Here is a 20,962-nt window from a genome sequence, read left to right as displayed (position 1 = left end):
AGCCATGAGCACGCCGCCCTTCGCTCCACTCTCAAGAGTCAAATTATGATGTCGAACCAATACGATGCGATGAAACCCTCAGGCGCAACGATCCTCGAATGCCGATCGATCCGCAAGGAGTTTGCCGGGATCGCCGCGCTCTCTGACGTCTCGCTTGCTGTCGAGAAAGGCGAAATCCATGCGCTCGTCGGACAAAACGGGGCCGGTAAGTCGACGTTGGTGAAAATACTGACCGGCGTCTATCAGCCCGACGCCGGCACAATCGAGGTCGCCGGCAAACCCATCCGTATGCGCGGCCCCAATGACGCCGAAGCCAACGGCATCGTCATCGTGCACCAGGATCAGGCACTGGTCGCCCAGTTCGATGTCACGCAGAACATCTTCCTCGGCCAGGAACGCACAAGGGGCGCCGGCATCCTCGATTTCGCGACCATGCGCGCCGCCACGCAGGCGGCGCTCGATAGGGTAGGCGCTTCGTTTTCGCCAGACGTGCTGGTGGGGGACCTGACCGTCGCTCAGCGTGAGCAGGTATCGATCGCCGCGGCACTGATGCGCGACCCGCGTGTCCTCATTCTCGACGAGCCCACAGCATCGCTGAGCGAGGCTGAGTCGGAGCAATTGTTCCAGGTGGTGCGCGCGCTTCGCGATGGCGGCGTCACCATCATCTACATCTCGCACTATCTGGACGAGGTTCTGGATCTCGTTGACAGGGTCACCATTCTTCGAGACGGCAAGCTCGTTGCAACCCTCCCGGCAAACGAGACTTCGCGTGGCGACATCATCGGCATGATGGTGGGGCGCGACATCTCCCAGCTGTATCCCAAGGAGGAAGTAAGCATCGGCGAACCGATCCTGATCGTCGAGGGACTTTCTCAGGGCAACGCACTTGGCGGTGTCGATCTGACGCTTAGGCGCGGCGAGATTCTCGGCCTCGCCGGACTGGTTGGCGCGGGCAGAACCGAGCTCGCAATGGCACTTATCGGTGCGCTGCCGCGAAGCGCCGGCACCGTCACCTTGCATGGCAAGCCTTCAACGCCGTCGTCACCGCGCCAGGCCAAGCAGGAGGGCTTTGCGTTGATCCCGGAGGATCGACGCCATGAGGGGCTGGTGCTCGATATGAGCGTGCGTGACAACCTCACTTTGCCGAACATCTCGCGATGGTCGGCGTTCGGGCTGCTCGATGTACGGCGCGAGAACCGGGATGCGGCGGAAGTCGTGCGCCGGCTTGCCATCCAGCCTCCGCGCATCGGACAGATCGCGCGCTACCTCTCGGGTGGCAACCAGCAGAAGATCGTCATCGGCCGTTGGCTGATGGGTGATGCGGAGGTGTTCATTTTCGACGAGCCAACCACTGGCGTCGACGTGGGCTCGAAGGTTGAAATCTATCGGCAGATGGTCGAGCTCGCCAAACGCGGCGCGGCGATCATCTTCATCTCCTCCGATTTCGAGGAGATAGCGGGCATGTGCGACCGCGCTGCAGTGATGCACAAGGGCCGGATCAGCAAGTTTCTGGAGCGTCCCGAAATCGATGCCGCCGCGCTGCTGTTCTGGGCGTCCGGCAACACCGCCCCGTCCGCCGCTGCAACGCTCGGCAACGCGCATTCGCTGCCGGCGAACGATGGCCGCACCGAGTGGACGATGACCAGCCTTCTCACCCGATGGGGCACCATCGCCGGAATGCTGGTAACGCTTGCGCTGATCGGCGTGGTTGCGCCACATTTCTTCAGCCCGGGCAATGTCTTCGACCTTTTGAAGCAGGGAAGCGTGCTTGGCTTTATCGCTCTGGGCCTGACGGTGGTGCTGATTGCCGGCGGTTTCGACATGTCGGCAGGCGCGATTAGCCAACTGGCGACGAATTTGGCGGCCGGTGCTCTGATCGGCGGTATGAGCGCGGCCATCGGTATTCTGTTCGGAGCCCTAGCCGGACTCGCCGCGGGGATGTTCAACGCACTTCTGGTCCTGGTGTTTCGCATGCCCCCCTTCGTGGCGACGCTGGGAACCATGTTCGTGGCTATGGGCGCGACGCTCTTGTACAATGGCGGCCAGGCACTGACGCTGGCAAGCCAGCCCGGCTTCTTCTTCATCGGGCAGGGTTATGTCGGGCCGGTGCCTTTCGTTTTCATCCTGCTGATCGCGTCGACGATCTGTCTGCACGGTGTGCTGCGCAGGACCCGGCTCGGATGGCGTATGTACGCGGTCGGTCAAAACCTGCCGGCGGCGCAATTGCGCGGCGTCGACCAGGCGCCATATGCATTCGCTTCTTTTGCGCTTGGCGGTCTCATCCTTGGCGTTTCGGGTGTCGTACTGGCGTCCTACAGCTATGGCGCGTCGGCGCTCGCGACAGGCATCGACTTTCTGATCAGCGCGCTGGCGGCAAGTTTCCTCGGCAGCACGCTGTCGCGCCGACGCGATCTCAACGTCATTGGGACCGTGGTGATTGCGCTCTTCCTGGCGTCGCTGTCCAATGGGCTGATCCTGATGGGGATATCCAGCCAGGCGCTGCCGGCAATCCAGGGCATCGTCCTCGTCATGGCGACAGCGGTGGGTGTCGTGCGTCGCCGGGAAATCGGCCAAGTTACCATTTTTTGAAGTGAGATGACCGTGGCCGCCACTCTGACACAGTCCAACATGAATAGGCTCATTGACCTTTTACGCACCTACGGCCCCATCCTGGGCATGATCCTGGTGCTGGCGATCGTCTATCTGCTCAAACCGTCTTTCCTCAGCCCGAACAACGTCGCCAACGTGCTTCGTCAGAGCACCATTCTCATCATCCTTGCGCTCGGTCTGACAGTCGTGATGTCGATGCGCGGCGTCGATCTCTCAATCGCTCAGGTTGCCGACGCCGCCGGTCTGATCGCCGCTATCGCGATCATCAATCACTACCCGATCTGGGTGGCGTTCGCCGCGCCTGTCGCATTCGGGGTGATCATCGGCGCGGTAAATGCGGTGCAGATGGCATATCTGGGGATACCTGCCATTATCGGCACGCTGGGCATGATGTTCGTCATCCGGTCAGGCGAACTCATGGCGACCAATGGCTCGGAGCCACAGATCCTCTTCACGCTGCCGCGCGGCCTGACGGCGCCCTTCCTGTTTCTCGGTCAAGGATCGGTAGGCGGCATAGGAGCGCTCATCATCCTAGCCACAGTGGTGTTCCTTTTCGTCTTCACACTGATGCGCTACACGCCGTTCGCTCGGCAGGCGCGAGCGGTCGGTAATAATGTCCGCGCCGCCTTCCTGGCAGGCATTGATATCCGAATGGTTTTCGGTGCGGGTTTCGTAGTCGCGTCGACCCTTGCCGCGATCGCCGGCGTCGCGCTGGTTTCGCGCACCGGCATCGCCATGCCGCGCGGCGCCGAACCGTATCTGCTCGATGCGTTCGCCGCCGCCTATCTGGGAACGCTCGCTTCAAGGCGCGGCGAGATGAACGTGTTCGGTACGTTGCTCGGCGCGCTCTTCATCGCTTTCATCGGCAACGGGCTTACGATCCTGGGCATGGGCGCGCCGTGGCGCTATGCCTTCAATGGCGGCTTGATCCTTCTCGCCATGGCGGTTGGCGGCCTGAAACGAAAAGAATAGGGGTCCTTCGCATGCTTGTCATTGATGCACACAACCATCTCGGAATCCGGCCGGGCGCACGTCAGACCGGCGCTGAACTGGTCGCCAAGATCGACGCTGTTGGTGTCGACAAGGCCGTCATGTTTCCTTTCGTTGAAGGCAATTTCAGCAATGAGCCGATCAAGGAGGCCTTCGACCAGTTCCCAGACCGGCTGATCCCCTTTTGCGCAGTAAATCCCTGGCAGCCGGACGCGGCCGATGAAGTTCGCCGGTGCGTCGTCGACTGGGGCTTCAAAGGGCTGAAGCTGCACCCGACGATCAATGGTTTTCATCTGTCTGACCCGAACCTGGTGGACCCCCTGTTCCGGGTGGCCGAGGAACTCGGCATTCCGATCATCGTCCACGGCGCCAGCGATCTCTACAACAGCCCACCCGAATTCGCGCTTATGGCGGCGCGCTTCCCTGCCGTGCAGCTGCTGATGGCCCATATGGGCTTCTTCTGGTCGGTCGATCAGGCGATATCGTTCGCCCGGCAATATCCCAACCTTTATCTCGAAACATCGCGGGCGCCGATCTTCGAGATCCAGACCGCCGTGCGCGAACTCGGTCCAGACAAGGTCATCTGGGGCACCGACTCGCCCTTCGTCGACTATGAATGGGAGTTCAAGAAAATGGAGCGTGCTACGGCCGACCACGACGGCTACGCCAAGATCGTCGGCGGCAACATAGCCAGGCTCTTGAACCTGTGATGCTGCATTACCTGTCTGGGCCGCGTTCATGAGCGACACCGGCGATCGCATCGACATGCACGGCGACCGCCGGATCGACCTCGCGGCGCGTGCCGCCTGGCTCTACTACGAAAAAAGCCGCACGCAGGATCAGATAGCGGCGCAGCTCGGGGTGTCACGCCAGATCGTGCAGCGGTTGATCGCATTGGCCCAAAGCGAAAAGCTCATGCGGTTCCAGCTTATTCACCCGATGAGCGAGTGCATTGAGCTTGCCGAGAAACTGACCGACAGGTTTGGACTGCAGTATTGCGATGTTGCTCTCAATGAATCAGGCAATGTCGAGGATATCCCGTCCGTCGGTCTCCTGGCCGCCTTGTATCTGGAGAATCTGCTGCAGCAGAAGGCTCCGGTGACAATCGGTATCGGCAACGGCAAGGCGATGCGAGAAGTTGCGCGGCGCTTGCAGCAGATGAACCGGCCACAGCACAAATGCGTCTCGCTGATGGGCAATCTCACGCGGGATGGCCGCGCCAGTCACTACGATGTGGTCACCTGGCTTGCCGAACGCATCAACGCACAGTGCTACCCATTGCCTATGCCGGTTGTGACCAATTCGATTGAAGAGCGCAAAGTGCTCCAGGCTCAGCCTGGCTATAAGATGCTGAGTGCACTTGTCGATGAGGCGAGCGTCCTGATGATGGGGATCGGTTACTGGGGGGCGGAAGCGTCGCTCCTCATGGACGGCTTCATCACGCCTGCCGAGACACGCCAGGCAATGGAAAGGGGCGGCGTTGGAGAGTTGTTGGGCAGCGCAATCGACAGCCGGGGAAGACTGGTCGACGCGGATTATCATCCGCGTCTGACATCGTTCTCGCCGACGCCGTCTGTTTCGCGTCCGACGATCATCGTGGCTTCGGGCGCCAACCGCGTTCAGGCGGTCCAAGCAGCTTTCGCGGGGAGCTTGGCCAATGGATTGATCACCGACGAGAATACGGCGCGCTTGATCCTGAAAGATCAGCACCGGTGAGCGAAGCAGTCGAGTAGGGCGGCGGCGATGGCACAGCTTCGGGTTAGACCTGAAGAGGGCTGTTGATGAGCGGCTTCAACTCTGCCGGCCGCAGCACCTGGGTCACGAACCTGTCAACGAGCGGCTCATAGGCCCCCCAGAGCGCACGCAGGCCCGTCGCCGGATTTGCCACGAAATCAACTCTGAGATCGACCAGCGGCCAGGCATGTCGGTCGACGATCAACAGCGCTGCCGCCATCGCCGGCTGCGTCTCTCCTCCGGCAGCTACGCCAGCATCCAGCGCATCCAGAAGCCTTGCCGCAAAGCTTGCGCTCCACGATTTTTCGTAGCCGCTCACCATTTTGGCTGTGACGCGCTCGTTTGCCAGGAAATTGCCAACCGAGACGCAGGCGTCGCCCTGGTGTGCTGTGGCAATGGATTCTATTTTGGGACCGTTGAAAAAGGCGGTTCGCCCGTCGCGGTCAACAACGGAAAACTGTCGCAGATCCGGGTGCTCACTGCCGGCCACGAGGAGATTGACGACCTCGATCGCAGAAAAACCTTGGCTGAGGAGCTCGAGGCCCAGTGGTCCACAGCGGATATCCGTTCGGTGCTGGGTTGCAACGACACCCGCACCAGCTCGCGCCCATGGACAGCGATTGCCGACGGCAATGCTGGAACTTGCAACCGCGATGCCAAACATGCCGGTTGCTCGATCGAATGCGGAAAGCGAAAAGGTCATGCTGTCTCCTCGCGCTGAGCCGCGCGTCGTCTTGGCAGGTTAGATTTCGCAACTGTCCTTGAATCGGTACCAAGGCAGGATGAAGCGCGCGATGCGGGAGGTAATCGCGTGCAGCGGTACTGCGCGTGGCTTGCTTGGTTGCAAGGCGAGCTCATCGTCGGGCACGCCGTCAATGGCGTCGGCCAGCACTGGTGCCATCGCGCAAGCGAGTGCCAGCCCGCGGCCATTGCAACCGACCCAGGCGCAGAGGCCGTCGGCGCGTCGGTGAAGGTGCGGCAGCCTGTCGATTGTCATGGCGATTCGGCCGCCCCAGAAGAACTCCATTCGCTTCTTTCGAAGAGCTGGAAACATGTTGTGCAGTCGCTTTGCCACGAGCGCGGGCAGACGTCGTGATGCGCCGATTTGCAGCGCCAGCGCACCGCCGGAGACCAGCCGGCCATCGCGATCCTTACGGAAATAGCGAAGGTCTATGCGGGTATCGGATACGGCCTCATTGTCAGGGAGAATCCGGGTTGCAAGCTCCCCCAAAGGCTCGGTTGCCGCCTGATAAGAGGTCACCGGCACGATAGACCGGCGGAGCGCCGGCCAAAGATTGCCAGTATGAGCTGCCGTGGCGAGCGCAATCTTCGGCGCGCTCACCCTGCCTTCCGGCGTCTCGACCAGCCAGCCATTTCTCACACGTCCAATGCGCCATGCCGGGCTGCTCTCGAAGATGAAGGCTCCTTCCTGTGCCGCCGCCCGGGCCAGACCGAGGGTGAAGGCATAAGGGTTGATATGGCCGCCGCCGCGGTGCTCCCAGCCACCATGATAACCGCCGGCGCCGAGACGCGCCTGCATGGCGTGCGAAGAAAGAGCAGCGGCCGGTGCGCCGACTGCCGCCCACTGCTCGGCAAGATCCGTAGTGCGGCGCGCGCGCCCTTCGCTATGGGCAGGCTGCAGCCAGCCGTTCCGGCAGGCGTCGCAGTCGATAGCGTATTTATCGACAAGCGCGAAAAGCATGTCGGCTGCGTCTCGCACCAGCGCAATGAGACGATCACCTTTCTCGCCCGGCTCAAGAGCCCGGATCGCCGCCGGTCCATGACGCGTGAGGGCCGATATCACTTGACCGTTGGCGCGCCCGGAGGCTCCGTAGCCGATCTTCGCTGCCTCCAGCAAAACGACCTTCCGGCCGCGCCGCGCCAGCTCCAGCGCCGTTGCCAAACCGGATATACCGCCGCCGACCACCACGACATCAGCCTCGATCTCACTCTGCAAGGCCGGCGCTTCGAAGCGCTCGCGCGAAAGCGCCATCCAGAGCTGTGATGGCTTGTCCAGAGGCCAGGAGGTCATTGGCCGACCACCTCGATTTCGACGCCGCATGCGCTGCGCAGATCGAAGGAGTTCGGTTGGTGCCCCGCCAAGACCAGGCGGCCATCACCTGAGGCGACGGCGACGCCGCCGTCGTTGAACACGGCCGCAAGGCGATACAGCGTCGCAATTTCCGGAACCTCCAGGGATTGCAGGCCGACAGCGCCATTCGGATGACGCATGCTTTGCGCCGTCCACAGCCTTTCGGCAGTATGATGCTGGCAGACAAGGCATTGCAGGCCAGGCGTCTCCGCTGGGTCGATCCGCACCACGGAAAACCGAAGCTCGCCTTGCGGCGTCTCTCTGGAAAAATGTCGGGTCGGCTCGATGGCTACGTTGGCCTGGGTCAGCTCTTTCCCAGAGGCGCTGATGTCGGTGCTGCGAAAAGCAAGACCGCGAATGCCCTGGCCCATGTCCAGGAGCGTGCGCCACGGAAGGTTGGACGGCGTTTCCGTCACTATTCCCATCAGCTCGATATAGGTCCCGTCGAGCATGATGCAGCGATTGGCGGTTCCCATCGCGGTGCTATGAGTGGCCTTCTCCGTAACGTGGAAGCCCGCCGCCTCGAATGCCTGGCCGGCACGGTCGAGATCAGGCACCACCAGAACCACGTGATCGATCGGCAGATGCAGCATCAAGCCGAAACCGTCATCTTATCGATGCCGTAGAGACGATCGACCACCAGCAGCGCGATGACGGCCATGACCAGCTGCAGCGTGCTGAGGGCGGCGATCGACGGATCGAACTGGTTTTCCATGTAGCTCAGCATGACGACTGGCAGTGTGTTGGTGCTGGCGCTTCCAAAGAAGTAGCTGATCGGCAAGTTGTCGAAGGAGGTGAGAAACGAGAACAGCGATCCCGCCATGATGCCCGGCCTTATCAGCGGCAAGGTAACGTGCCAGAACACCTGGAAGGGACCGGCGCCAAGGATGGAGGCCGACTCCTCATAGGCTCTCGGAATCCCATGATAGACGCCAGCCACCGTGCGCACGACGTAGGGAAGGCAGACAACCGTGTGCGTTATCAAAAGGGCAGTGAACGAAACGCCGATGCCCAGCCAGGACAGGAAGAACAGAGAGGCGAAACCGATGACGATCATCGGCATTGAAAGCGGCGACAGCAGAAATGTCATCACCGCGTTTGTCCAGCCGGCGCGCGAGCGCGCTAGTGCCAGGCAAGCCGGGACGCCGAGCAGGCAGGACAATAGCGTCGCACCGATCGCCACCTCGATGCTGACGATAAGCGCGTCTATGAAGGGCTGGTATTCGAAGATCCTCGCAAACCATTTCAGCGACCAGCCAGGGATCGGAAAGGCGATAAAGCCGGCGGACGTAAAGGATACGACGACGACGACCAGGATAGGCGCGAGCATGAAGATGAAAAACAGCACGACGAAGGCGAAAAGCCAGAGGTTGATCCAGTCCCTTTGTGCCTGACCCATCATGCTCCCTTTCGGCGCACGAGGCGCAGTTGAAGCCAGAGGCACAGGATGGCGATGACGAGCAGGATGGTGCTCATCGCGCTCGCCATTCCAAAATCGCGGGTTGTGTTGAACTGCTGATAAATCATAAGCGGCAGCGTCTGAAATCCGCCGCCGAGCAGCACCAGCGTTACGAAGCTGCCGTTGGCGATCATGAAGACGAGGATCGCGCCGGTGCCGACACCGTCGAGGGACAGCGGAAGGGTGACTTCCCAGAACGTGCGAAACCGTCCCGCACCAAGGATCTTGGCGGACTCCTCGATGTGACGATCAAGCCCCTGCAGTACAGAGCTGATCGAGAGGACCATGAAGGGGACGAGGACGTGGACCAGCGCAGCAATGGCGATCTCGGGAGAATTCGTCAGCCGCAATGGCGCCGAAATGATGCCGAGTTGTTCGACAAGCAGATTGTTGACCAGGCCGCGGCGTGCAAACAGCACCTGCCACCCAAAAGTCCGCATGATGATCGACGTCAATAGCGGCGCGATCAGCAGGAATATGACCAGGCCGGACCATCTCCCCGCCTTGCGGACGAGGAAATAGGCGACCGGATAACCGATCACGATTGAAATGACCGTCACCACCGTCGACAGCAGGATCGTTTCGGCGACCACGCGAAAATAGAATGGATCCGTCAACAGCGACACATAGCGCGACAAGGTGAAGCCGTCGGTTTCCGCGTTCGCAAAGCTGCGCATGCCGTTGTCGATCAGCGGCAGCACAAAGAATGCCAGCAGGAAAAGCACGACCGGAATAGCCAGAAAGAACGGCTTCAACACCGGCTGTGCTCTCGCTTGCGAAATGGCGGGCGCCTTAGTATCGGCCATTGACTGTTTCCGATGTGAGAATCGTGGCTGCGTCGCCCGGCGGAGCGACGCAGCTACGGCGGTTGTTAGCGACCGATCTCGCGGTTCCAGCGATCGACCCATTCATTGCGGACCAGGGCAATCTGCTCGTAAGGGGGAAAGGCCGTCTTTTCCCACGGCGTCACGCGCGGCTTCAGCTTTTCGCTGTAGACCACGTCGGTATTGGTCACGCCGTAATTCATGATCTCTGCGAATTTGGTCTGGTTGGCGGCGTCCAGAACCTCGTTGATGTAAACCCAGGCGAGCGGGTTTGCGTTCTTGGGCTTCTGGACCGCGACACCGTTCAGAGAGCCGCCTTCTGTCGGATTGATAAAGTCGATCCAGGTCGCGCCGCTATCATAATGGTTCCAGGTGCGGCCGTCGAAATAGATGCCGAGTTCGGCCTCGCCGGACGATAGATGGTTGAAGAAATCGTTGGGCCCCGCCCAGAAGACGAGATTGTCCTTCATTTTCTCCATGGCTTTGAAGAATGGATCGACATTGTCGACGCCGCCGCCAAGTGCCTTTGCCATGGCCCAGATCAGCATGATGGGCGTGACCGCATAGCTGATCGAGGGGAGGGAGGCGACGAACTCGCCCGCGGCAACGCGATCGACAAATTCAGCAAAGGACTTCGGAGGGCTTTTGACGCGTTCCTTGTGGAATGTGATCCCGCCGACGCCGTAGTCGAAGAGCGTACCCTTGCCCATGATGGAATCGGTCAGTTGCTGCGGAATCTTGGCCAGATTGGGCAGATTGGCGACGGTAAAGTCATCGACAAGGTCGGCCTTCGCAGCGGTCAATGCCAGGTCCGGCGTCATGATCAGAACATCGAGCGGCGGCTTTGCCGGATTGGCCTCAACCTGGGCCAGCCATTGCGGCGGGCCGCCGAGCGAAACATTGGCCTTGGCCTTGCTCTTCGCTTCGAACGGCGCCACGAAGCAGGTTCGCACCGCTTCTTCCCACACGCCGCCAAATGCGGTGACCGTTATTTCGCTGGATTGCGCGTTCGCAAACCGCGGCATGCCGCCGGTCATCAGGCCGGCGCCGATCGCGGCGGCACCGCTAAGAAAATTGCGTCTTTTCAAAAGGATCATAGCAGTTCTCCAAAGGGGTTGGAACGAAGGGGCATGCAGGTGGTCTGGTAAGGTTCAGAGGCTCTGCGCGATCGCCTCCAACTTTTCGCGTGCATTGGAGATAGCTTGTTCATTGGCGGCCGCGCGGGGGAAAGTCTCCGGCAGATCGGTCAGCACGGCGTCGAAAATCTCGCGCCGACGGCGTTGCCGCGCTGCGCCCGGCAAGGCGATCAGCCCTTGATTCAGCCGGTCCATGACGGGTGCTGTGAAGATGCTTTCCCAGCGCTCGCGCTCAGGGCCTTGAGCATTCGATGCATTGCTGGGTGGAAGCGTCTGGCGCAGCGTTGCGGTTTCGGCCTCATCCACCGCACCGTCGCGGATCACCACCCCATAATCCGCGGCTGCGCCCTCGGGACTGATGAAACCGTTCTTGACGTCCTGGAGCACCGCTTCCAGGTCGCGACGGGCCGGGTCGCCCCAGCCACCGGCGCCCGGCGTCAAGAACGTCACAGTATCATCGGCGTTGAGATTCAGCACATCGATCTTGCCAAGGTGCCGCTCGCTGGGCTTGCCACGATTGACGATCAGCGCGCCGGGAAGTCCTGGCTTGCCGCCATTCGATCCCCAGGGGCGGAACACCAGACGCTCCATGCCGCGCCCCAGCACATTGGAATCGTCGGTGAGGATACGGAAGGTCAGTTCCATGCCGCAGCCGCCACGCCATTGACCGGCGCCGCCGGAATCCGGACGCAGGGCGTATGTCTGGATATCGATGCCGAGTTCCGCCTCGACCGTCTCGACCGGATTGTTCGCCAGATTGGAAATCCCGCTGTCGCGGCAATCGACGCCGTCACGACCGAAACGACCACCGGTACCGCCGATCATCGGCTCCACGACCTGAACACGTCGGCCGCCGCGGCCATCGGGTTCTGCCAGGACGACCGGTATCACCGTGCCGGACGATGCTGCCGGCATCACGTCCGGCAGGGCTTTGCCGAACGCACCGTTCAGAACGTCGTTCACGCGGATTGCTGCCGCATGACGCACGCCCGTCGCCGCCGGCTCCTGCGGGTTGACCAGGCTTCCCTCCGGTGCGGTAATGCGCACCGGATCGAGCAGCCCGACATTGAGCGGCGCCGTTGAATCGAGCGTGTTGACCAGCGCCAGAACGCGCAAGGTCAGCCAGGCATGCGGCCGGCCCCGTGAGGGGATGTTCATCGCAGTCGCGAGCTGAGGATCGGTGCCGGTGAAATCGAGATGAACCTCGCCTTTTTCGAAGGTGGCAGCCAGCGCTATTCGCACTGGAGTGCGCGTCGCGGCATCGTCGTCCAGATAGTCGGAAAAGGCGTATGTACCGGCCGGTACACGCTTCAGAACGGTCCGGGCCTTCTCAGCCGCATAGGCGACCAGATCGACTGCCGCATTGGACACTGCCGCGACGCCATGCTGCGCGATGGTCTGCTCGAGACGACGGCGGCCGGCGGAAAGCGCTGCGAGCATGGCGCGGATGTCGCCCATATTGGCATCGGGCGTCCTGCTGTTGGCATCCAGGAACAGGCGCACTTCCGCTGTCATCTCGCCGCGCTTCATCAGCTTGACGGGCGGGATGCGCAGACCTTCCTGGAATATCTCGGTGTTGATCGGAGAGATGCTGGAAGGCACGCGCCCGCCGACATCCGAGCAATGGACGAAGCACCAGCCATAGGCGACTATCTTGCCGTCGTGAAAGTAAGGCTGGATCATGTGAAGGTCGGGAAGATGCGTCGCAAGCCCCTCCGACCGGTAGGGATCGTTGGTTAAAATGACGTCGCCCGGCTCCAGAGGACCGACAGCTGCGATCGTCGGGCCGCACTCGAGGCCGACGAAACCCGAAACCCCGATGGAGCGCGGATAGGCAAAGAAGCGCCCGTCGAGTCCCGCCAGCGCGCAGGCAAAATCAGCCGTTTCCTTGACATACAATGTGCGGCCGGTGCGCTGAAGCGTCAGGCACATTTCCTCGCTGACGGCAGCCAGCTTGTTGCCAAGGATGGCGAGCGTGATGGGATCGAGCTTCATGACGAATGTCTTTCCAGATGAAGATTACCAGTGGCATCCGCCTTGGCGGCCCAGCCGGGAAGAAGAACCGTCGTGGTGTCTTCCTGCTCGATGATGGCCGGTCCCTGAATGGTGTCTCCGGCGCCGAAATCGCTCCGTGCGTAAACACCGGCTTCAATCCAGGCGCCTTTTCTGAACAGGCGACGCTGCGCTTTCAGCTTGGGCGTGCCTGTCCCGGCCGCGATGACCGGTTCGGAAATCTTCGAGGTGACGCCAACGACTGCAAGCCGCGCCGTTCCGAGTTCGATCTCGCTCTCCGTGTCGCGAAACCCGTAAATGCGCTCGTGCTCGCGATGAAATGCCTCCGCCACGCAGAGTGCGTCTTTGCAGTCGTCGGCAAGCTCCACTCGCAACTCATAAGCCTGTCCCGCGTAACGCATGTCGACTGCACGTTCATACCGGCGCTGTGTGCTCTGCTCGCCTTCCCGGGCCAGCCAGGCGCTACCCTCGGCCGAGAGTTCATCGAATACGCCTTGCAGCAACCCAGCGCTCCGCGCGTCGAGAGGCCAACGCAGGCTGCGCACGAAATCGCGCCGCAAGTCCGCAGCGGCAGCGCCCAGTGCGCAAAAGGTTCCCGCCGCCGGCGGAATGACGATACGTCCAATCCCCGTCTCCTCGGCCAGCAGATTGGCATGGGTCGGCCCTGCACCGCCAAAGGGAACGAGCGCGAACGTCGCCGGATCGAGACCGCGCGAGGCCAGCGTCTTGTAAAGCTCGGTCGCCATGCCCGCCGTCGTGACCGCCAATGCGCCTTCTGCGGCGCGCTGTGCGGCATCCTCCCCATCGAGGCCGATCCGTACCCCGACTTTGGAAAGCGCCGCAGCCGCCGCTTTCCCGTCGAGCCGCATGCGGCCTCCGAGAAAGCCGCCCGGATCGATATAGCCTAGCGTGAGGTAGCAATCGGTCACTGCCGGTTCGGTGCCGCCTCTTCCATAGGAGACCGGCCCCGGCATAGCGCCTGCACTGCGTGGACCGACCTTCAGCACTCCGTAATCGTCGACCCACACGATCGAGCCGCCGCCTGCACCGATCGCCGAAACATCGACGACCGGAAGGACCAGCGGAAGGCCGCCGACATCGGTTCGGGTCGCAAGCTGCGCCGAACCGGCGCTCGCTACCGCGATATCCGACGAGGTGCCGCCCATATCGAAAGTGATGATCGATTGAACGCCCGCGGCCTCGGCAAGGCGCGCCGCGGCCATCACACCTGATGCCGGCCCGGACAGGATGGTTTCGACCGGCCGCTCTCCAGCCGAAGATAGGCTCAGCGAACCTCCGTTCGAGGCCGTAACAAGGATGGGAGCGACGACGCCGTCGCGCTCGAGGCCGCTCTTCAATCCGCTGAAATAGCGGTGCATCAGCGGCTGGATATAAGCATTCAGGCAGGCAACCAATGTCCGTTCATATTCACGGATCTCGGGCCAGATCGCCGCAGCGGAGCTGATTGCAAGGCCGCCGGCTTTCGCCGATAGGCGGGAAGCAAGATCAATCTCTACCGCCGGCTTCGTATATCCGTTGATGAGCATCAGGGCGGCGGCATCAACCCCGAGCGTCTTGATCTCCGCCGCGACGCGATCGAGTTCCGCGTCGTCCGGCGTCATGGTCATTTCGCCGCTCGCGGAAAGGCGCGCATTGATTTCGACAATCCGGAAGCGCGGCACCAGCGGCTCTTCCTTGCTGGCGTGGAAATCGAACGACGACGGCATTCGGCTTCGGGCGATCTCAAGGATGTCACGAAATCCGCGACTGACCACAAGCGCGATCGTGGCGCCGCGCCGCTGGATGATCGCGTTCAGCCCGATTGTCGTTCCATGCATGATGGTCGCGATGTCGCTCGACCGCAGACCTGCCTTGTCGAGCAGAGACTGCAGCCCTTCAATCAGAGCCCGCGACGGTTCGTCGGGGGTCGAAGGTTCCTTATAATGCGTAAGACTTCCGTTGCGCGGATCGGAAAGCACGAAATCCGTGAATGTGCCACCGACATCGATGCCGATGCGAGCGCCGGCATTTTCCGTATTTGTCATTCCACATTACTCCGGCCGTACGATGACGGCATCTTCAGGCGCCCAGCCGAGCGTCGTTGCTTCACCAAGTCGAAACGAGACCGACCCCAAAGGCCCATCGGCCTGCCTGTAGACGAAGAGCTCGCGTTTCAAGGACGGAACGTCGACCTGATAGGCGGCGTAGTTGCCGCGGAAGACGGCGCCCGTGATCCGCGCCTCGAATTGCGGGCCGTTCACCGGTATCGCCCCGAGTGTCATGCGCTCGGGACGTATTGAAACCATGAGAGCCGAACCGGGTTCCTGCGGACGATCGAGAAGAACATCGACCGGCGCTGAACGACCAGGCAGCATCAATGCCGAGCCGCCCGGCGCCACCGTGCCTTCGAAAATATTCGAGGTCCCGAGAAATTCCGCGACGAACCGCGTTTGCGGCCGATCATAGACCTCGGTCGGGGTCCCGGTTTGCAGGATGCGGCCGTTGCTCATGACGGCCACCCGATCCGACATGGAGAGCGCTTCCTCCTGATCATGGGTGACGAGCAAGGTCGTGATGCCGAGACGCTGCTGCATTGCGCGGATTTCGAACTGCATGCTCTCGCGCAGCGATTTGTCCAGAGCGCCGAGCGGCTCGTCCAGCAACAGTACTTTGGGATTGACCACGAGCGAACGGGCCAGCGCCACGCGCTGCTGCTGGCCGCCGGAAAGCTGTGAAGGATACATGTCGCCGCGCGACTGTAATTGGATCAGGTCCAGCATTTCCGCGACGCGGCGGTCCCTTTCGGCAGCGCCGACTTTTGCCATGAGCAAGCCAAAACCGATATTCTCAGCAACAGTGCGGTGCGGAAACAGACTGTAGTTCTGAAAGACCATCCCGAGATTGCGACGATGGGGCGGCAAATGAGTAATATCCGTTGCGCCGATCTTGATCGAACCCACATCGGGCCGTTCGAAACCTGCGACCATGCGCAACGTCGTCGTCTTGCCGCAACCGGAAGGACCCAGAAGGGCCACCAGGTGTCCCCCTTCGATCTCCAGGTCTAGATCGCGGACGGCCAGCGCCTTTCCATACGACTTGGAAATGCCGGCAAGTTGCAGGTCCGCTGCCTTTTCCAGCCCAGAACTCATGCTACGCAGTGGCCCCGGCCCAGGATTTTTGCCTGCAAGATTTCCGTCAAAGGCCTGTTCCCATTTATATTTTGTAGCGCTACAATTCATGGAAAGCCAAAACGAGTCAACAGGTATGGCTTTTTTGCTTCCTTTAAAGGGACAGGACGGTTGTCGTCACCCAGCCCGAACAGCAAGCGGTAATTTATGACCAAGCGACGCGAGCAGGTCGGTCTGGTCACCATGCACTCGATTGCCAGTGCCGCGGGTGTCTCGCCCATGACTGTTTCGAACACCTTCCGCTACCCGGAGCGCGTTCAGGAAGAGACACGTCAGCGGGTCATGCGGATCGCTGCTGAACTTGGCTATGTGCCCAATCATGCAGCCGGAAATCTCGCATCGGGACAAAGCCGTGTCATCGGCGCGATCATACCTTCGATCAAGAACTCGAGCTTCTACAAATATGTCCGTGGCATGCAAGATACGGCTGCCGAGCATGGCTACGAACTCGTTTTGAAACTGGCCGATACGATTTGCCACGAGCACGCAGCCATTCAAACGTTCATCGGGCTGCGCGTTGCCGGCATTGCCCTTGTCGGCAATGAGCACGAGCCAGCAGCCATAGATATTCTCCAAAAGACAGCGCTCCCCGTGGTGGAATCCTGGGTTCTGGGAAATCCTATCGACATGGCCGTTGGCTATTCCACCACTGCGGCGACCAAGGCGATCCTCGACGTGCTCCTTGCTCGAGGATACCGCAACATCGGCTTCATCGGGTACGAGCGTACTGCGTCTCACCGGTTCACAGAGCGACTGCCGATCTTCAGGTCTGTTCTTGCGCAAGCTGGTTTGTCATCTGATCTGGTTCATCTGGCAGATGAGGCGGACGGTTTCGGTGCAGGTCCGAAGGCGCTCGAAGAGCTTTGCCGTATCGGTCCTCGGATCGATGCTGTCATCTGCCCGACGGACATCGTGGCGGCGGGCGTGCTGTTCGAATGCGGACGGCGCGGATGGAAGGTCCCGGACCGGATCGCCGTAGCCGGTTGGGGTGACTATGAAATCGCATCCGAAATCACTCCCGGCCTCACTACGGTCCAGCCCAATGCCTACGAAATGGGGCAGCAATCCGTTACAATGATCGTGGAACGCGCCAGGGGTAATCGAAATCGAGGTCGGGTCGTCGACACCGGCTTCCAGATCATCAAACGCGCGAGCACTTAGAACAGGGCGCAGCAGCGGAGCCTCATCGCGACGCGGTCATCGACTTTATGGTGGGGCTCTGCGACGCCTAAAATCACCTTGTGCCTCCACTGCTCCGGGATTCTGGCCCTTTCCAAGCTTGCGGCATGATTGCATTTGCTCAGTGCTCCGACGTCCGGCCGGCGAGCATCCAATTCGGTCCGCTGGCAGGAATCCGGCACATAACTTGCTTTTCAGTCAGGGGAGGCACATCAGGGGAATTTCGTCATGCAAGACGCAACTGCCACTCACTCTGAGGGTAATACCCTCTTCCCGATCGTGCTGTCGATCGTCGCTGCCGCGGCGACCGGAGTGCTCTGGGCCTATGCGAATCCGATACAGCTCGTTCCCGGCGTCATCCAGTGGCGCATCTTCGCCTTTCTGCCTCCGCTTGTGGGTATCCTGCTCGGCTGGAAGAGCGGCTTCATCTGCGGTTATCTCGGCACCATAGTCTGGTCGCTGCTGGCGGGCACATTCATCCCCGCCCATTCGCTCATCGTCGACGGCATCATGGTAGGCCTCACCGGCCTCGTGCCTGGCTTGATATTCGACCCGGCCAGAACGAAATTCGATCGCAACACACTGATCAAAATTGCGGCAGTATGCCTAATTGTTGGCCTCGTGATGGTTGTTGCGGTCTCGGCCAGTCTCGCTTATCTCGGCATTTTCCCCTTCTGGTGGGCTGTGATGTATCTGGGGCTGTCGGACATCGTGCCGATGATCATAGGCACGCCGCTTCTTGTCGTCCCAGCGCTGAAGATTCTCAAGAGCGCGCATCCTGCCGGTTTCACGCGCTTCTGAGCGCAAGGTAAGATTTGAAAAGTGCTTGAACTGACCAATGTGACGGTGGGCTTCGGCGATGCGCCGCCGGCAGTCGCCGAAGCGACGATGACCATTGCACGTGGCGAGCGCCTGCTCGTATGCGGGGCGGCAGGCGGAGCCAAGACCACGTTGCTCAACGTGGCGGGAGGAATCATCCCCCGCCTCGTTGCGCCCCGTCACTTCTCCGGCTCGGTTTCATTCGATGGCCAGCCGCTTTCGAGCCTGTCGAAGGATGCCCTTTTTACCAGGATCGGCATCGTTACGCAGAATGTCGAGGACCAGCTCTGGGACCTGGGTGTCGAGGACCTGATCGCGTTCCCGCTGGAAAACCGGGGCGTGGAAAAGAAACTTATCCGCCGCAGGCTGCAGGTTCTGCTCGATGAGCTTGAGCTCAATCCGCTGCGGGGGAGGCGAGTTCTCACTCTCTCCGGCGGCGAACGGCGGATGGTGGCAATCGCGGCTGCCCTTGCGGCTGCGCCTGAGCTGCTTGTACTCGACGAGCCCACGACTGGGCTCGATCCAGCTGCCCGTGCACGGCTGGTTCGAATTCTCGCGAAGCTGGCCGACGAGGTGCCCTCGTTGCTCGTCGCCGAACAGGATCCGGGCGCATTCAAATCCGTCGCTGACAATGTGCGCCTGCTCGTGTCGGGCAGGCTTTCGGAGGCGGTCGCCGCGCGCCTGATCATGACACAACAAGAGCCGTGGCTGGAGGCGGGCATCCTGCCGCCCAACCATCGGGCGACCAGCACACCATCCTTTCCTGTCGGCGATGTGCTGCTTTCGGTTTCCGGCATCCGCACCCGGCTTGCGCGCCCCGACGGCGCCCCGGTCCTGCGTGATGTTTCGCTCCAGATCCGTGCCGGGGAGCACGTGGCGCTGATAGGGCGCAACGGCGCAGGCAAGACGACGCTGTTCCAGTCGATCCTAGGCTTGGCGAAGCTCGCCGCAGGGTCGGTCCGTATTGGTGGCGAACCGGCCGACGGCTGGACCGTTGCCCGCCGCGCCCGCGCGATAGCGTATCTTCCGCAGAATATGCGCCGCATCCTGTTCAACATGACTGTGCTCGAGGAAGTCGTCTTCTCCATCACCGCAGGCGCGGCAGCCGACGATTCGGTAAGGAGGGAGGCACATGCAGCGCTGGAGAAATACGGAATTAAAGGGTTGGCCGAAGCCAATCCCTTCGCGCTGTCGACGAGGCAGCAGGCACTGCTTGGACTTGCCTGCGCCGATGCGGCACAGGCCTCGGTGGCGATCCTGGACGAACCGCTGCTTGCGCGAGACCTGCAGGGCAGACGCATGCTGGACCTGTTCGTAGGGTCCATGCTGTCGTCGGGACGCGCGATCATGCTCATCTCGCATGATCTCGACCTTGTCCAAGATGTCGCCTCGCGCACGCTGATATTGGATGAAGGGCAGATCGTCTTCGACGGCGCGCCGCAGGAAGCCTGGGCGTCGAGTGCATTCTCCCAGCTCGGTTGGTCCGCACCGACGGTTCTATCGACGGGAGCTGCGGCATGAAACGGATCTATGAACTCAACTTTTTCGTGAAATTGACGGCTGCATTCGCCATCATGCTGGTGGCCTGGCTTGCGCCGGACTGGCGCTTCGGCGTGCCGCTGGCCCTACTTTCTCTCGTTTTCCTGAGCGTGATGCAGGTGCCTGGCTTGCGCGGCTATCTCAAAGGTGCGGCGCTTCTCGTGCTTTTGGTCATGGCGAGTTGGATCGGCAACCTTCTGCTGCAGGGGCTTTCACCTGCCGATGCCCTGCCGATCGCTGCTGGAATGGCGGCACGTCTCGTCACGACGACCGCGGCCTTCTATTTTGTCATGGAGACGAGTACGCCAGGCTCTATCCTGGCTGCGGCCAGTGCTGCCCGTCTCCCGCCCATTGTCACTCTGGTCCTGTCGCTCACCTTCGGTATCATCCCGATGCTGCGCGAGGATTTCGAGCGCATCGCCGATGCGCAGCGCGCACGTGGCATGGAGATCGACGACGTCTCGCTGCCAACTCGGTTGCGCTTTGCGCTGGCACGTGGTGTGCCGCTTCTGGTGCAGGCCATCCGCTTGGCGCACGCCATTTCGCTTTCACTTTCCATCTATGGGTTCGACATGAACCGCAAGCGCACAACGTGGCGCAATGTCGGCCTGCTGGTCGAACCGCGGCTCGCTCATCAAGGACAAACAAAATGACCCAGGAAACCGCTGTTGCGCCGATGACCGGGCAACACTGGCCGGTCGACGTCGCCGGCGTACAGGTCGATTTGCCGATCGTTGCGATCAAGCCGGATTTTGCCATTTCGCTGATGATGGTCATCGATCTCGGGGTAAGGTTTGGCGAGCATGTCGGCCGCAAATTGGCCGAGAAGTTGCGGCCGCTCAAACCCGACGTGATCGTGGGCGCGGCCACGCTCGGCATTCCCGTCGCCATCGAAGTGAGCCGCGCCTTGGGACTCGACGATTACGTGATCTTGCAGAAATCGCCCAAGATCCATCTGGGCGACGCGCTTGTCCAGCGCATCTCCTCCATCACCTCGAAGGGCGAGCAGCGCCTGCTTCTCGACCGCCGCGCGATACCGCTCCTCGCGGGCAAGCGCGTCGTGGTGGTCGATGATGTCGTGGCGTCCGGCTCAAGCCTGAAGGGCTCGGTCGAGTTGGTGCGCAGCGCGGGCGCGGAAATGGTTGGCATCGGCGTGATCCTCACCGAGGCGCGGGATTGGCAAGAAACGCTTGGGCCGGACCGGGCGCTGATCCACAGCCTCGCACATATCCCGCAATTCGCACCAGACGGGGACCGCTGGAAGCCGATTCCGGAAACCTTCCTCTAGGGTCTGTACTCAATTAGGATTCCCGCCAGCGCAGAGTTGTGATTCAAGGCTTCCGAATCGAGTGGAGGCATTGATGCGGAAGCAGCTCTAT

Annotated in this window: 18 protein-coding genes; 9 read left to right on the top strand and 9 right to left on the bottom strand. The window is 61.3% G+C overall.

The genetic code is table 11. The features are described 5' to 3' along the window. Positions 1 to 45: 45 nt before the first annotated feature. From ABID19_RS15080 to ABID19_RS15065, 4 genes are read left to right on the top strand one after another with little or no spacing between them, the layout of a single operon-like run. A complete protein-coding gene (locus tag ABID19_RS15080) occupies positions 46 to 2,589 on the top strand; it encodes an ATP-binding cassette domain-containing protein (protein ID WP_354491681.1) in 2,544 nt (847 codons plus the stop codon). A gap of 39 nt (positions 2,590 to 2,628) precedes the next feature. After that, complete coding sequence (locus ABID19_RS15075) at positions 2,629 to 3,582, top strand: ABC transporter permease (protein WP_354491679.1); 954 nt, start codon at positions 2,629 to 2,631, stop codon at positions 3,580 to 3,582. Between the two features lie 11 nt (positions 3,583 to 3,593). Then, complete coding sequence (locus ABID19_RS15070) at positions 3,594 to 4,310, top strand: amidohydrolase family protein (RefSeq protein ID WP_354491677.1); 717 nt, start codon at positions 3,594 to 3,596, stop codon at positions 4,308 to 4,310. A 28-nt stretch (positions 4,311 to 4,338) separates the two neighbouring features. Continuing rightward, complete coding sequence (locus ABID19_RS15065; RefSeq protein ID WP_354491676.1) at positions 4,339 to 5,316, top strand: sugar-binding transcriptional regulator; 978 nt, start codon at positions 4,339 to 4,341, stop codon at positions 5,314 to 5,316. Positions 5,317 to 5,359: 43 nt separating this feature from the next. On the opposite strand, the gene ABID19_RS15060 is transcribed toward ABID19_RS15065, so the two are convergent. From ABID19_RS15060 to ABID19_RS15020, 9 genes are all read right to left on the bottom strand, one after another. Next, positions 5,360 to 6,037, bottom strand: a complete 678-nt coding sequence (locus ABID19_RS15060; protein ID WP_354491674.1) for a DUF1028 domain-containing protein — start codon at positions 6,035 to 6,037, stop codon at positions 5,360 to 5,362. Between the two features lie 39 nt (positions 6,038 to 6,076). Continuing rightward, positions 6,077 to 7,366 (bottom strand): NAD(P)/FAD-dependent oxidoreductase, encoded by a 1,290-nt coding sequence (locus ABID19_RS15055; RefSeq protein WP_354491672.1) that lies wholly within the window; start codon positions 7,364 to 7,366, stop codon positions 6,077 to 6,079. Next, positions 7,363 to 8,019, bottom strand: coding sequence for a VOC family protein (locus ABID19_RS15050; protein ID WP_354491670.1), 657 nt, complete (start codon positions 8,017 to 8,019; stop codon positions 7,363 to 7,365). The genes ABID19_RS15055 and ABID19_RS15050 overlap by 4 nt, the downstream gene beginning before the upstream one ends. Beyond that, positions 8,019 to 8,825, bottom strand: a complete 807-nt coding sequence (locus tag ABID19_RS15045; protein WP_354491668.1) for an ABC transporter permease — start codon at positions 8,823 to 8,825, stop codon at positions 8,019 to 8,021. Before ABID19_RS15045 ends, ABID19_RS15050 begins: the two co-directional genes overlap by 1 nt. After that, positions 8,825 to 9,691, bottom strand: coding sequence for an ABC transporter permease (locus tag ABID19_RS15040; protein ID WP_354491666.1), 867 nt, complete (start codon positions 9,689 to 9,691; stop codon positions 8,825 to 8,827). The genes ABID19_RS15045 and ABID19_RS15040 overlap by 1 nt, the downstream gene beginning before the upstream one ends. A gap of 65 nt (positions 9,692 to 9,756) precedes the next feature. Then, positions 9,757 to 10,806, bottom strand: a complete 1,050-nt coding sequence (locus tag ABID19_RS15035) for an extracellular solute-binding protein (RefSeq protein WP_354491664.1) — start codon at positions 10,804 to 10,806, stop codon at positions 9,757 to 9,759. A gap of 54 nt (positions 10,807 to 10,860) precedes the next feature. Next, positions 10,861 to 12,840 (bottom strand): hydantoinase B/oxoprolinase family protein, encoded by a 1,980-nt coding sequence (locus tag ABID19_RS15030; protein WP_354491662.1) that lies wholly within the window; start codon positions 12,838 to 12,840, stop codon positions 10,861 to 10,863. After that, positions 12,837 to 14,903 carry a hydantoinase/oxoprolinase family protein gene (locus tag ABID19_RS15025; RefSeq protein ID WP_354491660.1) on the bottom strand — a complete coding sequence of 689 codons (2,067 nt, stop codon included), beginning with the start codon at positions 14,901 to 14,903 and terminating at the stop codon, positions 12,837 to 12,839. The genes ABID19_RS15030 and ABID19_RS15025 overlap by 4 nt, the downstream gene beginning before the upstream one ends. A 6-nt stretch (positions 14,904 to 14,909) precedes the next feature. Next, positions 14,910 to 16,007 carry an ABC transporter ATP-binding protein gene (locus tag ABID19_RS15020; RefSeq protein ID WP_354491658.1) on the bottom strand — a complete coding sequence of 366 codons (1,098 nt, stop codon included), beginning with the start codon at positions 16,005 to 16,007 and terminating at the stop codon, positions 14,910 to 14,912. A gap of 186 nt (positions 16,008 to 16,193) precedes the next feature. Between ABID19_RS15020 and ABID19_RS15015 the strand changes: the two genes are divergently transcribed. The 5 genes from ABID19_RS15015 to ABID19_RS14995 all read left to right on the top strand — a co-directional run bounded on the left by ABID19_RS15015 (position 16,194) and on the right by ABID19_RS14995 (position 20,871). Then, positions 16,194 to 17,207, top strand: a complete 1,014-nt coding sequence (locus ABID19_RS15015) for a LacI family DNA-binding transcriptional regulator (protein WP_354491656.1) — start codon at positions 16,194 to 16,196, stop codon at positions 17,205 to 17,207. A 246-nt stretch (positions 17,208 to 17,453) separates the two neighbouring features. Beyond that, positions 17,454 to 18,026 carry an aminotriazole resistance protein gene (locus ABID19_RS15010; RefSeq protein ID WP_352929598.1) on the top strand — a complete coding sequence of 191 codons (573 nt, stop codon included), beginning with the start codon at positions 17,454 to 17,456 and terminating at the stop codon, positions 18,024 to 18,026. Positions 18,027 to 18,047: 21 nt separating this feature from the next. Then, complete coding sequence (locus ABID19_RS15005; RefSeq protein ID WP_354491653.1) at positions 18,048 to 19,565, top strand: ABC transporter ATP-binding protein; 1,518 nt, start codon at positions 18,048 to 18,050, stop codon at positions 19,563 to 19,565. Further along, positions 19,523 to 20,236, top strand: a complete 714-nt coding sequence (locus ABID19_RS15000; RefSeq protein ID WP_354491652.1) for an energy-coupling factor transporter transmembrane component T family protein — start codon at positions 19,523 to 19,525, stop codon at positions 20,234 to 20,236. Before ABID19_RS15005 ends, ABID19_RS15000 begins: the two co-directional genes overlap by 43 nt. Further along, a complete protein-coding gene (locus ABID19_RS14995) occupies positions 20,233 to 20,871 on the top strand; it encodes a phosphoribosyltransferase family protein (RefSeq protein ID WP_354491650.1) in 639 nt (212 codons plus the stop codon). The genes ABID19_RS15000 and ABID19_RS14995 overlap by 4 nt, the downstream gene beginning before the upstream one ends. Positions 20,872 to 20,962 lie beyond the last annotated feature (91 nt).

Source organism: Mesorhizobium robiniae, from assembly GCF_040545535.1.
Classification (GTDB): Bacteria; Pseudomonadota; Alphaproteobacteria; order Rhizobiales; family Rhizobiaceae; genus Mesorhizobium; species Mesorhizobium robiniae.
The sequence above is the reverse complement of the archived record's forward strand: the minus strand, read 5'-3'. Positions and strand labels throughout refer to the sequence as shown.

Bases quoted from the DNA above. Each gene is read 5' to 3' on its own strand.
- ABID19_RS15035 (WP_354491664.1), bottom strand. From the start codon at position 10,806: ATGATCCTTTTGAAAAGACGCAATTTTCTTAGCGGTGCCGCCGCGATC.
- ABID19_RS15070 (WP_354491677.1), top strand. From the start codon at position 3,594: ATGCTTGTCATTGATGCACACAACCATCTCGGAATCCGGCCGGGCGCA.
- ABID19_RS15015 (WP_354491656.1), top strand. From the start codon at position 16,194: ATGACCAAGCGACGCGAGCAGGTCGGTCTGGTCACCATGCACTCGATT.
- ABID19_RS15060 (WP_354491674.1), bottom strand. From the start codon at position 6,037: ATGACCTTTTCGCTTTCCGCATTCGATCGAGCAACCGGCATGTTTGGC.
- ABID19_RS15055 (WP_354491672.1), bottom strand. From the start codon at position 7,366: ATGACCTCCTGGCCTCTGGACAAGCCATCACAGCTCTGGATGGCGCTT.
- ABID19_RS15080 (WP_354491681.1), top strand. From the start codon at position 46: ATGATGTCGAACCAATACGATGCGATGAAACCCTCAGGCGCAACGATC.
- ABID19_RS15050 (WP_354491670.1), bottom strand. From the start codon at position 8,019: ATGCTGCATCTGCCGATCGATCACGTGGTTCTGGTGGTGCCTGATCTC.
- ABID19_RS15040 (WP_354491666.1), bottom strand. From the start codon at position 9,691: ATGGCCGATACTAAGGCGCCCGCCATTTCGCAAGCGAGAGCACAGCCG.
- ABID19_RS15010 (WP_352929598.1), top strand. From the start codon at position 17,454: ATGCAAGACGCAACTGCCACTCACTCTGAGGGTAATACCCTCTTCCCG.
- ABID19_RS15020 (WP_354491658.1), bottom strand. From the start codon at position 16,007: ATGAGTTCTGGGCTGGAAAAGGCAGCGGACCTGCAACTTGCCGGCATT.
- ABID19_RS15030 (WP_354491662.1), bottom strand. From the start codon at position 12,840: ATGAAGCTCGATCCCATCACGCTCGCCATCCTTGGCAACAAGCTGGCT.
- ABID19_RS15025 (WP_354491660.1), bottom strand. From the start codon at position 14,903: ATGACAAATACGGAAAATGCCGGCGCTCGCATCGGCATCGATGTCGGT.
- ABID19_RS15065 (WP_354491676.1), top strand. From the start codon at position 4,339: ATGAGCGACACCGGCGATCGCATCGACATGCACGGCGACCGCCGGATC.
- ABID19_RS15075 (WP_354491679.1), top strand. From the start codon at position 2,629: ATGAATAGGCTCATTGACCTTTTACGCACCTACGGCCCCATCCTGGGC.
- ABID19_RS15045 (WP_354491668.1), bottom strand. From the start codon at position 8,825: ATGGGTCAGGCACAAAGGGACTGGATCAACCTCTGGCTTTTCGCCTTC.
- ABID19_RS14995 (WP_354491650.1), top strand. From the start codon at position 20,233: ATGACCCAGGAAACCGCTGTTGCGCCGATGACCGGGCAACACTGGCCG.